Here is a 13,116-nt window from a genome sequence, read left to right as displayed (position 1 = left end):
ACAGCGGCGATGGATTGGGACGATATGCGCATCTTTCTTGCGGTGGCGCGCGCCGACAGCCTGTCGGGTGCGGGCCGGCGGCTGGGCATCGACGCCTCGACCGTGGGGCGGCGGGTGGCGCGGCTTGAGGCGGCGCTGGGGGCCAAGCTGTTTCTGAAAACCCCGCAGGGCTATGCCCTTGCCCCCGAGGGAGAGCGGCTCTTGCCCCATGCCGAGGCCGCCGAACAGGCGCTGTCGGGGGCCGAGGATGCGCTGTCCGGCCCCGGCGACCTGAGCGGGCAATGGCGGATCGGCGCGCCGGATGGCTGCGCGAACTATCTTTTGCCACAGGTCTGCGCGCGCATCTGCGAAAGCCATCCGGCGCTGGAAATCCAGATCGTGGCATTGCCCCGCGTCTTCAACCTGTCGCGGCGCGAGGCCGACATCGCCATCGCCGTCTCGCAACCCCAGGCCGGGCGGCAGGTGGTGCAGCGGCTGACCGATTACCGCCTGCATCTTGCCGCGCATGAGGATTACCTGCGCGCCCATCCCCCGATCCGCGATCTGGACGATCTGCGTGGGCATCGGCTGATCGGCTATATCGCCGACATGATCTTTGACCGCGAGCTGGATTATCTTGCGGAAACGGGCGCGGAATGGGCGCAGCTCACGTCGAATTCGGTCTCGGTCCAGATGCAGGCGATCCGGGCGGGGGCGGGGCTGGGGATCGTGCATGACTTCGCGATCCCCTTTTGTCCCGGGGTGCGGCGGGTGCTGACCGATCAGGTGTCGCTGACCCGCAGTTTCTGGTTGATCCGCCATGCCGATGACCGCCGGTCGCAGCGGATGAACCGGCTGAGCGATGCGTTGGCACAGGGGATCCGGGCCGAAGTTGCGCGCTTGCAGGCACGCGTCGCGCCCTGACCGCAGGTTGTGACAACAGGCCACTTGACGCAAGCGCGGGTTGAGGTGACGCTGACAGCCAGAGGCCGTTCCGCAATTCCGGACTGAGGAGGAATAACAATGCTCGTCAATCAGATACTCTCGATGAAGGCCAGCGGCGACATTATCACCATCAGGCCCGCCGCGACCGTGGCCGATGCCGCGCGGCTGCTTTCGGAAAAGCGGATCGGCGCGATCGTCGTGTCCGAGGATGGCAGGACGCCGCTGGGCATCCTGTCCGAACGCGACATCGTGCGTGAGCTCAGCAAAAGCGGGGCGGCGGTGCTGGACCGGCCGGTCAGCGACCTGATGACCCGAAAGCTGGTCACCTGCACCACCGGCGAGGATGCGCTGGCCATTCTTGAGCGCATGACCGAAGGCCGGTTCCGCCACCTGCCGGTCGTCGATGACGCGGGCGAGATGATCGGCCTGATCTCGATCGGGGATGCGGTTTCGGCGCGGCTCAAGGAATTGCATGCCGAAAAAGAGGCGCTGACCGGGATGATCATGGGCAATTAGGCCCGCATCGGCGCGGGCGCGTCGCTGTCGGCTCTTGCATTCCGGCGCGAAACATTATTCGTTTCCGTCCCGCGACCAAGGAGGATGCGCCATGCGGATCGGTCTATATCCCGGGACGTTCGACCCGATCACGCTGGGTCATGTCGACATCATCACCCGCGCGATGGCGTTGGTGGACCGGCTGGTGATCGGGGTTGCGATCAACCGCGACAAGGGACCGCTCTTTGATCTTGAAGAGCGCGTGGCCATGGTCCGCGAGGAATGCGATGCCATCGCCGCCCGGACCGGCGGTGAAATTCTGGTCCATCCTTTCGAGAATCTGCTGATCGACTGTGCCCGCGATGTCGGCGCCGGGGTGATCGTGCGCGGGCTGCGCGCGGTCGCGGATTTCGAATATGAATTCCAGATGGTGGGCATGAACCGGGCGCTGGATGCCAGCATCGAGACCGTGTTTCTGATGGCCGATGCCCGGCGACAGGCCATCGCGTCCAAGCTGGTCAAGGAAATCGCCCGGCTGGGGGGGGATGTGTCGAAATTCGTCACGCCCTCGGTGAACACGGCGCTCAAGGCCCGGTTCACGGCGTGAGGACAGGCGCGGCGGGATCGGTTTTCGGGCTGGTTCCGGGGCCGGTTTCCGCTTGGGTGTTTTGGCCCGGACTTGTCCGGGCGGTGGCATGATGCTGCCGGTCCTTTTCCTGATCCTTTATATGCTGCCGCTGCTTTTGACCGCGCTCTTGGCGGTCCTGCTTTACCGGCTGATCTTTCGCGGCCGGCGCTGGGGCATGGCGATTTCGGTGGCGCTGGCGCTGGCGGCGTCCTGTGTCCAGCCGGTGCTCGACCGCATCGCCTTGTGGCGCGATCTGGACCGCTATGCCGCCGATGAGATCCGTCCCGATCGCCTGATCCTGCCGCCCGGCCGGCTTTTGCATCTGCAAGAGGGGAACCATGCCGGGGTGACCTGTGATGCGGAATGCCCCTTTGACACGCTTTCCTTTGTCACCGGCAGCACCGAGCTTGAGCTGCGGGATGCCGTGGACTGGCCCCTGAACCTGTGGGATATGCTGCCCGAGGCGGATCCGGCAGAGCCTTTTCCCTATCGCTATGCCTTCGTCTCGGTTTCGACCACGAGCTATGCCGGAATGCTTGGGCTGACCGATCTTTACCGCAAACCCGACTGGCCCGATATCGGCGTCTCGAAAGGGGTGCATATGCTGGTCGAAATCCCGCAAGACGGGGTGCTGGATCTGACGCAGGCGCCGGTTCATTTCCGCCGCTTCAACCTTCAGGCGGATCTGGCCATGGCGCCGTTCTGGGGCATTGTGTCGTCTTCGACCATCTGGCCCGAGGTCGGGACGATCTTTGCCGATCTGGCGGCGGTGACGCGCCCGCAATAGCTCTTTTCCTTTTGGATGTGGCTGCTAACCTTGCGGCAACCAAGGGAGGAGCTGATGATCGCAGAAGAGACCGGCCCGAGGCCGATCCCGACCCCCATCCCGGACCCCGAGCGGCCGCCGATGCCCGATCCCGCGCCCGATCCCGGCCCGGACGAGATCCCGTTTCCCGCCGTCGTCGGGCTGGATGCGATCCCCGCCGCCCTGCGCGAGGGGTGGCGCGATTTTCGCCGGGCACCGGCCTTTGGATTGCTGTTTTCCGCCTTTTATGTGCTGGGCGGGCTGGTGCTTGCGGCGGTCGCCATGGCCTCGGGACAGGAATGGTGGCTGATGCCCTTTGTGGTCGGGTTCCCGCTGATCGCGCCCTTTGCCGCCGTCGGCCTTTACGAGGTCAGCCGCCGCATCGAGGCCGACCAGCCGCTGGTCTGGCGCGAGGTGCTGGCCGTGGTCATCGCCCAGAAGGACCGCCAGATCCCGTCTATGGCGATGGTGATCCTGTTGATGTTCATGTTCTGGGTCTTTGTCGCGCATACGACATTCGCGCTGTTCATGGGGGTGTCGTCGCTGACCAATATCAGCACCTCGCCCGAGATCCTGTTGCAGGGGCGCGGGCTGACCATGCTGGCCATCGGCACCGTCATTGGTGCGGGTTTCGCGGCGGTGCTGTTTTCGATCACCGTGGTCGGGTTGCCGCTGATCATGGATCGCGAGGTGGACCTGATTACGGCCAGCATCGCGAGCTTTCAGGCGGTGGCGGCCAATCCGCTGGTCATGGCGGTCTGGGCCGCGATCATCGCGGGGCTGTTGTTCATCGGCATCCTGCCGATGTTTCTGGGCCTGTTCATCACGCTCCCGGTGCTGGGCCATGCCAGCTGGCACATGTATCGCCGGCTGATGCCCGACCCGGATTAGGCGCGCGCGGCCATCACCGGCCTTTCGGCCGCATCGGCGGCCCCGGCCGGATCAGGTCATCGGCATCAGCCGGACAAAGGCGCGGATGGTGATGCCCGGCCCGCCGGCAAAGTCCTTCGGCTTTGGCATGCCGGGATCTGCTGCCGCAAATCTGAAACGGCCGCCATCGAGATGATAGATGGCGGGGATGATCCTGCCGGCGTCATCGCCGATGGCATCCACCCAGTCGATCCTTTTGGGGTCGCGGGATGCGTCGATTGCAAAGCTGCCTTGGACAAGCCTGTCCTGACCCGGGATTCCGACATGGAAACTGTGCCCCGACAGGGTCAACACGGCCATGGGCGCGCCATGACTGTCCGGCGCGTCCGTGATGCCGTTCTCCTCGAACGCCACCTGCGACCAACGCCCCTGAAGCCGGTCAATATCCGTTGTCACGATCTGCTTTCCCCATGATCCCGACGGGTCGGACTGCGCGGCTTGCGACCGCAATCCGTCGCGGGCAGCCATGCAAAAGGGCGGCCGATGGCCGCCCCGATGGTCGTTTTGCCTGTATGCGGAAAAACCGCGTTATTCGTTTTCGGCGTTCGCCTTGGCCGGACGCGCGGCCGGCGGGGCCAGCTTCGGCGTCACGCCATTGGCCAGCGGATCCTCCTGGCGCTGGACCGAGCCCTCGAAATGGGCGCCCGATTCGATGGCGATGGTCTTGTGGATGATGTCGCCTTCGACGCGGGCGGTGGCCGAAAGGCGCACTTTCAGGCCGCGCACGCGGCCGATCACGCGGCCGTTCACGACGATTTCCTCGGCCACGATCTCACCGCGGATGGTGGCGCTGTCGCCGACCGTCAGCTGATGGGCGCGGATGTCGCCTTCGACATTGCCTTCGATCTGGATATCGCCCTGGGTCTGGATATTGCCCTTGACCGTCAGGTCCGAGGACAGAACCGAAGGGGCAGTGCGCGGGCGCGGGGCGGCCGCGGGGGCCGATGCCGGAATGTCGTAATTCTGGTCAAGGCTGCGGGGCGGCTCGGTTTGCTCGGGCGCGGCTTGGGTACGGGGGCCAGGTTCGGTCACTCGGGTCTTAGAAAACATTTTGGGCTGCCTTGATGAAGCTCATGGGATCAACGGCACGACCGTTCACGCGTACTTCATAGTGAAGATGCGAGCCGGTCGACCTGCCGGTATTGCCCATATCACCGATACGGGCGCCACGCGATACCTTTTGGCCGACCTTCACGCGAATCTTAGACAAGTGACCAAAGCGGGTCTCGGTGCCAAGCTCGTGCTGGATCTTGATCAGGTTGCCATAGCCGCGCTGCCAGCCGGCAAAGATCACGACGCCGTCGCCGGTGGCGAAAATCGGGGTGCCGGTCGGGCCGGCCATGTCGATGCCCTCATGCGCGCGGCCCCAGCGGCGGCCATAGCCCGAGGTATAGCGAAAGGCCGATTTGACCGGCATGGCCAGGGGCATCTTTTCGACCGCGATGCGATAGCTGTTCATCTGGTCCAGCGTGATCAGGATCTCGTTCGCCTTGGCCTCGCGCTGGCTGATCTCGGCATTGCCGCTTGAGGAATAGCCGATCGGATTCAGCGGGCCGCCCGCGCCGGAATAGCCGCGGCGCACGGTGCGCAGGATGTCGTCGGGGTTCATGCCGACGCTGCGGAACATGTCGTCCAGCGGCTTGATCGAGACGGTCACCGCGTCTTCGAGCTGGGACAGGATCTCGTCATTGCGGGCAACGATCTGGTCGCGCTCAAGGGTGACGGCCTCGGCCACGCGGCGGGCATCCTCGGCATCCTGCACGGCGCGGCCGCGTTCGTCGGATGCCGATTTCAGCTCGCGCGACAGGATGTCGAGCGCGGCCTGCAATTCGGCGGTGCGCGCGGCCGAGCCGGCGGCATCTTCGGCCGTCATGGACGCGCCTTCGGCGGCATGATGGCTGCTGACGGCCTCTTGCAGGCTGGTCTGAACGGCGCCGATGCTGGTTTCCAGCTCGCGCCGCCGGGCTTCGGATTCCAGAAGCTGCGACTGCATGCGCGACACCTGATCCAGCGCCACCGAGAAGCGGTTCTGCGCCGCCACGGCTTCGGCCGCGCGGCTGTCGCGTTCGACGGAAAGATCGCTCAGCCGGGCCTCGAGCGTGGCCTGCGGGCCGCGCGCACCGTCACGCGATGCATTGGCGCCGAAGCTGTCGATCACCAGGATCGAGCTGGCCACGATGGACCAGCCAAAGACCGTTGCCACCCCGCCCAAGGCCAAAAGCTGCGTCGCCGGACGCAGTCGCAGAAAGCGGGTGGACCGATCCGATTTCAGGAAGAGGCGCTGTTCTGGCAGCCAGCGCTCAAGCACCGAATTCAGGCTCTGGGTAATGCGCAATGTCCCGGGTTCCATTTTTGTTGGGCCGGACCTGTCGCACGCCGTGCCGGGTCCTTTGGCTGGTCACGGATAAATCCGACCTGTGCCCAAAGCGCAACAAATCCGGCAGGGGGGTGGGATATATGCGCGGATTAACGCCGATATCGGGGCGGCGGGCGGGTGGATTATTGCCGGTCATCCGGGCCCGCCGCGTGCGCATGACAGCCAGAGCTCTCGGGGATTCCGGCGTAAGAAATTGATAGTCAGGTATTCTTTGTGCAAAGCTCCGCTTGCTCTCGCGTGCTTTTTTAAAAGGCCGGCAGCTTGCGGTTGTGCGTCATTTCCGCGCGGCAGAGCTGCGGGGAATCGCCCTCCACAGCCCGTGCTGCCGCGTCGCAGAATCGCCTGGGCCGAAAATAATGACTGCCGCCGGGAACTCTGGGCCGCTTTGCGTATCAGGCTATTTCATAGGGCAGGGGGCCGGACCGGTCCTGCGGAATGCGGATATGGCGATCCATCGGCGGAACCGAGCGCTGATGGCAATTCGCCCGCGGACATATCCGGCACGAGACGCCGATCGGCTCGAAAAGCTGTGGGGTGCCGATATCCAGCCCGTCGGCATAGATCATTTCGCGCGCATGGCTGATCTCGCAGCCAAGGCCGATGGCAAAGCGGCGCACCGGCGCGCCGAAGGCACCGCCGGGTTTCGACACGTCGCGCGCCAGCAGCAGATAGCGCTTGCCGTCCGGGGTCTCGGCCAGCTGGCGCAGGAAACGGCCCGGCGTTTCAAAGGCCTGATGCACGTTCCACAGCGGGCAGGCGCCGCCAAAGCGGGCGAATTGCATCCGCGTTGCCGAATGGCGCTTGGTGATGGTGCCGGCCTGATCGACGCGGACGAAAAAGAACGGCACACCCCGATTGCCGCCGCGCTGCATGGTCGACAGCCGGTGCGCCACCTGTTCCAGCGAGGCGTGGAACAGATGCGCCAGCCGTTCCAGATCGTGACGCTCGGCCCGGGCACTGTCCAGGAACGGGCCATAGGGCATCATCGCGGCGCCGGCAAAGTAATTGGCCAGCCCCAGCCGGGCGATATTGCGGGCCGTCGGGCTGCGGAAACGCGCCAGTTCCAGCGTCGCGTCCAGCAGATCGCCCTGGGTTTCCAGCGCCAGAAGATGCAGCAGCTGAAAGGCCTGGGTGGCGTGGGGCGCGGCCGCGTTCAGGGTGATCCGCGCACCCTCGCGCAGAAACACCGGGCCGCTGCCCAGCTCGCTGCGGGTGACGGTGACGCCGCGCCCGGACAGGGCGGCGATGGCGCGTTCCAGCGGTGGCATGTCGGGGCGGCGGCGGCTGAACTGTTCGGCGGCGCGGTCCACGGCGTCGATATAGTTGTCGCAGTAATGAAAGAAGTCGCGCACCTCTTCCCAGGGCGAGGTGGTGGCGTTCTGGGCACCGGCCCCCAGCGCCTCGTCCAGCGCGGCAAGCCGTTCCTGCCCCTCGCGATGGGCGCGGTAAAGGTCAAGGAAGGCGCGCGCCAGCGCCGGGGCATTGGTCGCGGCCAGCCGCAGATCGGCGCGGGGCGGGGCCGCGTCAAAGAGCGGATCGGCCAGCGCCTCTGACATGTCCATGACCATGCGTTCGGCATCGCCCACCGCCATCGCGCCCAGATCGACCGAAAATTCGGATGCCAGCCGCAACAGCACGCCCGCCGAAACCGGGCGGTGGTTGTTTTCCATCTGCGACAGATATGGCAGCGAGACCCCCAGCCGGTCGGCAAAGGCCCGCTGGGTCAGCCCGGCGCGCGACCGGGTTTCGCGCAGCGAGACACCGGCATAGATTTTCTGGGTGGGCATGCTGTCTCCTGCCTTTGCAAAGTCCGGGATACGCTTTGCAAAGGGGTCGGCGCAAGGGGGATCAGCCGCCGCGCATGATCTGGCGTTCGCGCGCGATGACCCAAAGGATCGCCAGCACCGATGCGCCCGCCGATGCCGCCATGATCACCAAAAGCGGCGCGGCGCCCGCGTCGTCATGCAGAAATGCGCCGGCCAGCGCCGCAAGCCCCGCGCCCCCCGCCACCGCCATGGCGCCCCCGAGCCCGCTGGCCGTGCCGGCCAGTTCGGGGCGCACGCTCATCATGCCGGCATTGGCATTCGGCAAGAGCATGCCATTGCCCAGACCCATGAACGCGACCGAGCCGAAAAACACCAGCGGCGCGTGATGCCCCATCAGATCCAGAAACAGCGCCCCCGACAGCGCAAGGGTACAGATCAGCGCCCCCGCCAGAACCATCCGGTTCATGCCGATCCGCACCGAACAGCGCGCCGACAGGAAATTCCCCAGCGCATAGCCCAGCGACGGCGCGGCGAACCAATAGCCGACCTCGGCCGGCGACAGGTGCAGCACGTTCTTGCCCACAAAGGGCGCGCCGCCCAGATAGGCATAGAACGACCCCGCGCTGAGCGTCGCGGCCAGCGCATAGCCCCAGAACCGCTGTGACCGCGCCAGCACCGGATAGGTGGCGATCTGTTGCCGCATGGGGATGCCGCCGCCGCGCGCCGTCTCGCCGAGATCGAACCAGCACAGCACCAGGACCACCAGTGCCAGAACCCCCATGGCGATAAAGCTGGCGCGCCAGCCGAAGGCCTCGTCCAGGGTGCCGCCCAGCACCGGGGCCACCATCGGCACCAGCGACATCGCCATGGTGACATAGCCGATCATGCTGGCCGCCTGTTCGGCCGGAACGATGTCGCGCACCACCGCGCGGCTGATGACAAAGCCGGTGGTGATCACCGCCTGCACCATACGAAAGAACAAGAACCACCCCGCCGAGGGCGCCATCAGCGTGCCCAGCGTCGCGACCAGAAAGATGGTCAGCGACCAAAGCACCACGGGCCGGCGCCCGAAACGGTCGCTGATCGGCCCGCAAAGCAGTTGCAGCACCGCGCTGACCCCCAGAAACGCCGAGACGGCCAGCTGCATCAGCGCGTAATCGACGCCGAAATCCTCGGCCATGCCCGGCAGGGATGGCAGGAAGATATTCATGCTGAAGGCGCCCGCCGCCGAAATCGCGACCAGCGTCAGCAGGCTGGGCCGGCGCGCCGCAGGCGTGCCTTGGGGGGAATTTTCGGGACTCATTCCCCTTGTTTCCCGCGTGCGGCGGAAAATGGCAACCGTCCCGATCCGCAATACTGTTTTGCGCTAATGCGAGGATCCGCCGAAATTGTAAAAGATCAGGAAGGCGCCAAAGCAGATGAAGCCAAAGCCAAGCGCCACGTTCCAGGTCAGCCGCTCGCCCAGCCAGACCCAAGAAAACAGCACGAAAACCGAAAGGCTGATGACCTCTTGGATGGTTTTCAGCTGGGCGGCGCTGAAATGGCCGTAACCGATGCGGTTCGCGGGCACCTGCAACACATATTCAAAGAAGGCGATGCCCCAGCTGATCAGGATGACCACGAAAAGGGGCGCCGCCTTGAATTTCAGATGCCCGTACCAGGCGACCGTCATGAACAGGTTCGACAGGATCAAAAGTCCGATCGTCACCGCCGGCACTGGCAGATTCATTCAGCGCGATCCCAGCTGCGGTGTTTTTCCAGATTGCCAAAGCGGGTAAAGCGGCCCTCGAAGGCCAGCTCGACGGTGCCGATGGGACCGTGGCGCTGTTTGCCGATGATGACCTCGGCCTTGCCGTGACAGGATTCCATGATCTGCTGCCATGCCGCCATCTTGTCCAGATCGTGGTCGGCGGGCTTTTCGCGTTCGCGGTAATATTCCTCGCGGAAGACGAACATGACGATATCGGCGTCCTGTTCGATCGAGCCGGATTCGCGCAGGTCCGAAAGCTGCGGGCGCTTGTCCTCGCGGCTCTCGACCTGACGCGAGAGCTGCGAAAGCGCGATCACCGGAATGTCCAGTTCCTTGGCCACGGCCTTGAGGCCCTGGGTGATCTCGCTGACCTCGTTCACGCGGCTGTCCTTGGCGGTGGCGGCGCGCAAGAGCTGAAGATAGTCGACGATCAGCAGGTCAAGGCCCATGGTGCGCTTGAGCTTGCGGGCACGGGCGGCCAGCTGGTTGATCGGCAAGGCGGGCGTGTCGTCGATGAAAAGCGGGCAGTTTTGCAGATCATGCGCGGCTTTGACGAAACGGCGGAATTCATCCTCGGTCATGTCGCCGCGGCGGATCGATTCGCTGGGGACCTCGGCCGCCTCGGAGAGGATCCGCGCCGCCAGCTGTTCGGCCGACATTTCCAGCGAAAAGAAGCCGACGACGCCACCCGCGACCGTGCCATGGCTGCCATCGGGCAATTCGCCCAGCTTGTGGGCCTTGGCGACGTTAAAGGCGATGTTGGTGGCCAGCGAGGTTTTCCCCATCGAGGGACGTCCGGCCAGAATGATCAGGTCCGAACGGTTCAGACCGCCCATCTTGCCGTCAAGATCGGTAAGGCCCGAGGACACGCCCGAAAGCCCGCCGCCCCGGCTGAAGGCCGCATTGGCTGCATTGAGCGCACCCGTGACAGCGGCCAGAAAGCTTTGAAAGCCGCGTTCGGCCACGCCCTGTTCGCCGAGCTTGTAGAGGACCTGTTCGGCCTCTTTGATCTGATCCTCGGCCGAATCGCTGACCGTGACCGTCGAGGCCCGCGACGAGATATCCTGACCCAGGCTGATCAATTCGCGGCGCAGCGCGAATTCGCGGATCATCTGGGCATAGTCGCGCGCGGCATGGGACGAAATCGCGGCCCCCGCCAGACGTGCCAGATAGGCCGGGCCGCCCAGTTCCTTGAGGCCCGCGTCATGTTCCATGAAGGCCTTGATGGTGACGGGGCTTGCCAGTGCGTTCTTGGCGATGCGCTCGGCGCTGATTTCATAGATGCGGCGATGGACCGGATCATAGAAATGCTGCGGACCGATGATCCGCGAAACGTGGTCATAAACCTCGTTATTGGTCAGAAGGGCGCCCAGAAGCTGTTGCTCGGCCTCGATCGAAAAGGGCACGGCCTGTTCGGCGGCGGCGCTGGCGATTTCGCTGGGCTTCCTGATTTCGACGGCGCGCAGTTCGCTCATCCGTGAGGCTCCGGCAATGTCCTGGACTGGTAGGCTGCTTATTTCACATCCGGGGGCACCGGGTCCATGGGCGAGAATGCCTAAGACCAAAAGTCGCACCAGCGGTGCCGCCGGATGGATATTTGAATGAAGAAGAAATCAAGGGTTGGCGGCCTGCCAGGCGCGGGGATCGGTCAGGAAGCTTTCGACTTCGGAGAGCGTGGCATCGTCGTAAAAGCCCTGGGCGCGGGCCTCGGCCAGAACGTCCCACCAGGTGCAGAGGTAATGCAGCGCCACGCCGTGATCGGCCAGACGCTGTGTGGTGTCAGCGAAGATGCCGTAATAAAAGATCACCGCCGTATGGGCGCAAGTCGCGCCGGTGTCGCGGATCGCGTCGACGAAGCTGAGCTTCGAGCCGCCATCGGTGGTCAGATCCTCGACCAGAAGGACGCGCTGTCCCTCGGTCATGGCGCCTTCGATGCGGGCGTTGCGGCCGTAACCCTTGGGCTTTTTGCGCACATAGGTCATGGGCAGTTCCAGCCGCTCCGCGACCAGCGCGGCAAAGGGGATGCCCGCCGTTTCGCCGCCGGCGATATTGTCGAAGGCGTCGAAGCCCACATCGCGCAGCACGGTCGCCGACAGGAAATCCATCAGCGTCGAGCGGATGCGTGGAAAGCTGATCAGTTTGCGGCAGTCGATATAGGTCGGCCCCTTGAGGCCCGAGGCATAGGTGAAGGGTTCGGCCGCGTTGAAATGCACGGCCTTGATTTCCAGAAGCATCCGGGCGGTCAGGCGGGCGATTTCCTCGCGCGGGGGGAAGGGCAGGGTCATGCGGGGTCCTCGACATGCCAGTAAAGCGGAAAGCCGGGATCGAAGACGGTCACGGTCTCGTCCCCGGCGGGGATATGGGTGGGGTATTCGGCCGGGACGTCGCGTTTGACAAGGCGGATCCGGTCCTCATTCGCGGGCAGGCCATAGAAGGCGGCGCCATTGAGCGAGGTGAAACCCTCGAGCCGGTCGAGCGCGCCGTCCTCTTCGAAGACATGGGCGAGGATCGACATGGTGTTCGGCGCGGTGAAGCAGCCGGCGCAGCCGCAGGCCGATTCCTTGGCGCGGTCGGGATGGGGTGCCGAGTCGGTGCCCAGGAAAAAGCGCGGATCCCCCGATGTCGCGGCGCGGCGCAGCGCGAGGCGGTGGGTTTCGCGTTTAGCCACCGGCAGACAGTAGTAATGCGGCCGGATGCCGCCCGCGAGAATGTGATTGCGGTTGATGACCAGGTGATGCGTGGTGATGGTCGCGCCGATATTGTCATTTGCGGCGACGTAATCGGCGCCGTCCGAGGTGGTGATATGTTCCATCACCACCTTAAGCCCCGGCGTGGCGCGACGGATCGGGTCCAGAACGCGGTCGATGAACACCGCCTCGCGGTCGAAGATGTCGATCGCGGGATCGGTCACTTCGCCATGAAAGCACATCGGAATTCCGGCCTCGGCCATCGCCTCGAGTGCCGGGCGCACCTTGTCGAAATCGCGCACCCCAGAGGCCGAGTTGGTCGTGGCGCCCGCCGGATAAAGTTTGACCGCCGAGATGATGCCGGCGGCATGCGAATCGACGATATCCGCCGGATCGGTGCTTTCGGTCAGATAGAGCGTCATCAGTGGACGTAACGTCACTTTGGCGTCCAGCGCGGCGGTGATCCGGTCGCGATAGGCCCGCGCCTGTGCCCCGGTGACGACCGGCGGCACCAGATTGGGCATGATGATGGCGCGGCCGAAATGGCTTGAATATGAAGCCACTGCCTGCAGCATGGCGCCGTCGCGCAGATGCAGATGCCAATCGTCGGGGCGTCGAAGCGTTAGGGTTCTGGTCATTTGTTTTCTCTATACTGGCCGATACCGCATGGCCATAGTCATGACCCCGTGCATGACACTACACAAAAGGATGACTTGGCATATGCGCGGAATTCGGTGCAGTTTTGTTTACCATC

Annotated in this window: 14 protein-coding genes; 5 read left to right on the top strand and 9 right to left on the bottom strand. The window is 64.7% G+C overall.

Translation table 11 applies throughout. From position 1 onward, the window contains the following. The first annotated feature begins 9 nt into the window (after window positions 1-9). The 5 genes from ACFOMH_RS00460 to ACFOMH_RS00440 all read left to right on the top strand — a co-directional run bounded on the left by ACFOMH_RS00460 (window position 10) and on the right by ACFOMH_RS00440 (window position 3,743). The gene (locus ACFOMH_RS00460) at window positions 10-903 is read left to right on the top strand and encodes a LysR family transcriptional regulator (RefSeq protein ID WP_374425840.1); all 894 of its coding nucleotides are present in this window, start codon (window positions 10-12) and stop codon (window positions 901-903) included. 99 nt (window positions 904-1,002) lie between these two features. Continuing rightward, entirely contained in the window at window positions 1,003-1,440 is a 438-nt protein-coding gene (locus ACFOMH_RS00455; RefSeq protein WP_377741906.1) for a CBS domain-containing protein, read from the top strand. 91 nt (window positions 1,441-1,531) lie between these two features. Next, window positions 1,532-2,026: a pantetheine-phosphate adenylyltransferase gene (gene coaD / locus ACFOMH_RS00450; protein ID WP_374425838.1), complete on the top strand. Its 495-nt coding sequence runs from the start codon at window positions 1,532-1,534 to the stop codon at window positions 2,024-2,026. A gap of 88 nt (window positions 2,027-2,114) precedes the next feature. Next, entirely contained in the window at window positions 2,115-2,834 is a 720-nt protein-coding gene (locus tag ACFOMH_RS00445; protein WP_377741904.1) for a hypothetical protein, read from the top strand. Between the two features lie 54 nt (window positions 2,835-2,888). Then, window positions 2,889-3,743 (top strand): DUF2189 domain-containing protein, encoded by an 855-nt coding sequence (locus tag ACFOMH_RS00440; protein WP_377741902.1) that lies wholly within the window; start codon window positions 2,889-2,891, stop codon window positions 3,741-3,743. Between the two features lie 51 nt (window positions 3,744-3,794). Here the strand turns inward: ACFOMH_RS00440 and ACFOMH_RS00435 are convergent, their stop codons facing one another. The 9 genes from ACFOMH_RS00435 to pyrC all read right to left on the bottom strand — a co-directional run bounded on the left by ACFOMH_RS00435 (window position 3,795) and on the right by pyrC (window position 13,000). Next, window positions 3,795-4,178 carry a TIGR03067 domain-containing protein gene (locus ACFOMH_RS00435; RefSeq protein ID WP_377741900.1) on the bottom strand — a complete coding sequence of 128 codons (384 nt, stop codon included), beginning with the start codon at window positions 4,176-4,178 and terminating at the stop codon, window positions 3,795-3,797. A 132-nt stretch (window positions 4,179-4,310) separates the two neighbouring features. Then, window positions 4,311-4,832, bottom strand: coding sequence for a bactofilin family protein (locus tag ACFOMH_RS00430; protein WP_374425834.1), 522 nt, complete (start codon window positions 4,830-4,832; stop codon window positions 4,311-4,313). Next, a complete protein-coding gene (locus ACFOMH_RS00425) occupies window positions 4,822-6,117 on the bottom strand; it encodes a DUF5930 domain-containing protein (protein WP_377741898.1) in 1,296 nt (431 codons plus the stop codon). Before ACFOMH_RS00425 ends, ACFOMH_RS00430 begins: the two co-directional genes overlap by 11 nt. Window positions 6,118-6,551: 434 nt before the next feature. Next, the gene (locus tag ACFOMH_RS00420; protein WP_374425832.1) at window positions 6,552-7,946 is read right to left on the bottom strand and encodes a helix-turn-helix domain-containing protein; all 1,395 of its coding nucleotides are present in this window, start codon (window positions 7,944-7,946) and stop codon (window positions 6,552-6,554) included. A gap of 61 nt (window positions 7,947-8,007) precedes the next feature. Then, window positions 8,008-9,228, bottom strand: coding sequence for a multidrug effflux MFS transporter (locus tag ACFOMH_RS00415; protein WP_374425831.1), 1,221 nt, complete (start codon window positions 9,226-9,228; stop codon window positions 8,008-8,010). A 63-nt stretch (window positions 9,229-9,291) separates the two neighbouring features. Continuing rightward, window positions 9,292-9,654: a DMT family protein gene (locus ACFOMH_RS00410; RefSeq protein ID WP_377741896.1), complete on the bottom strand. Its 363-nt coding sequence runs from the start codon at window positions 9,652-9,654 to the stop codon at window positions 9,292-9,294. Further along, window positions 9,651-11,150, bottom strand: coding sequence for a replicative DNA helicase (locus tag ACFOMH_RS00405; protein WP_374425829.1), 1,500 nt, complete (start codon window positions 11,148-11,150; stop codon window positions 9,651-9,653). Before ACFOMH_RS00405 ends, ACFOMH_RS00410 begins: the two co-directional genes overlap by 4 nt. 138 nt (window positions 11,151-11,288) lie before the next feature. Beyond that, complete coding sequence (locus tag ACFOMH_RS00400; protein ID WP_374425828.1) at window positions 11,289-11,960, bottom strand: orotate phosphoribosyltransferase; 672 nt, start codon at window positions 11,958-11,960, stop codon at window positions 11,289-11,291. Further along, on the bottom strand, window positions 11,957-13,000 hold the full coding sequence (gene pyrC, locus ACFOMH_RS00395; RefSeq protein WP_377741893.1) for a dihydroorotase: 1,044 nt from the start codon (window positions 12,998-13,000) through the stop codon (window positions 11,957-11,959). The genes ACFOMH_RS00400 and pyrC overlap by 4 nt, the downstream gene beginning before the upstream one ends. Window positions 13,001-13,116 lie beyond the last annotated feature (116 nt).

Source organism: Paracoccus mangrovi, assembly GCF_042648425.1.
In the GTDB taxonomy this organism is placed as follows: Bacteria; Pseudomonadota; Alphaproteobacteria; order Rhodobacterales; family Rhodobacteraceae; genus Paracoccus; species Paracoccus mangrovi.
The sequence above is the reverse complement of the archived record's forward strand: the minus strand, read 5'-3'. Positions and strand labels throughout refer to the sequence as shown.

Excerpts from the sequence above, each read along its gene's own strand:
- pyrC (WP_377741893.1), bottom strand. The coding sequence starts at position 13,000 with ATGACCAGAACCCTAACGCTTCGACGCCCCGACGATTGGCATCTGCAT.
- ACFOMH_RS00420 (WP_374425832.1), bottom strand. The coding sequence starts at position 7,946 with ATGCCCACCCAGAAAATCTATGCCGGTGTCTCGCTGCGCGAAACCCGG.
- coaD (WP_374425838.1), top strand. The coding sequence starts at position 1,532 with ATGCGGATCGGTCTATATCCCGGGACGTTCGACCCGATCACGCTGGGT.
- ACFOMH_RS00440 (WP_377741902.1), top strand. The coding sequence starts at position 2,889 with ATGATCGCAGAAGAGACCGGCCCGAGGCCGATCCCGACCCCCATCCCG.
- ACFOMH_RS00430 (WP_374425834.1), bottom strand. The coding sequence starts at position 4,832 with ATGTTTTCTAAGACCCGAGTGACCGAACCTGGCCCCCGTACCCAAGCC.
- ACFOMH_RS00405 (WP_374425829.1), bottom strand. The coding sequence starts at position 11,150 with ATGAGCGAACTGCGCGCCGTCGAAATCAGGAAGCCCAGCGAAATCGCC.
- ACFOMH_RS00410 (WP_377741896.1), bottom strand. The coding sequence starts at position 9,654 with ATGAATCTGCCAGTGCCGGCGGTGACGATCGGACTTTTGATCCTGTCG.
- ACFOMH_RS00455 (WP_377741906.1), top strand. The coding sequence starts at position 1,003 with ATGCTCGTCAATCAGATACTCTCGATGAAGGCCAGCGGCGACATTATC.
- ACFOMH_RS00445 (WP_377741904.1), top strand. The coding sequence starts at position 2,115 with ATGATGCTGCCGGTCCTTTTCCTGATCCTTTATATGCTGCCGCTGCTT.
- ACFOMH_RS00460 (WP_374425840.1), top strand. The coding sequence starts at position 10 with ATGGATTGGGACGATATGCGCATCTTTCTTGCGGTGGCGCGCGCCGAC.
- ACFOMH_RS00400 (WP_374425828.1), bottom strand. The coding sequence starts at position 11,960 with ATGACCCTGCCCTTCCCCCCGCGCGAGGAAATCGCCCGCCTGACCGCC.
- ACFOMH_RS00415 (WP_374425831.1), bottom strand. The coding sequence starts at position 9,228 with ATGAGTCCCGAAAATTCCCCCCAAGGCACGCCTGCGGCGCGCCGGCCC.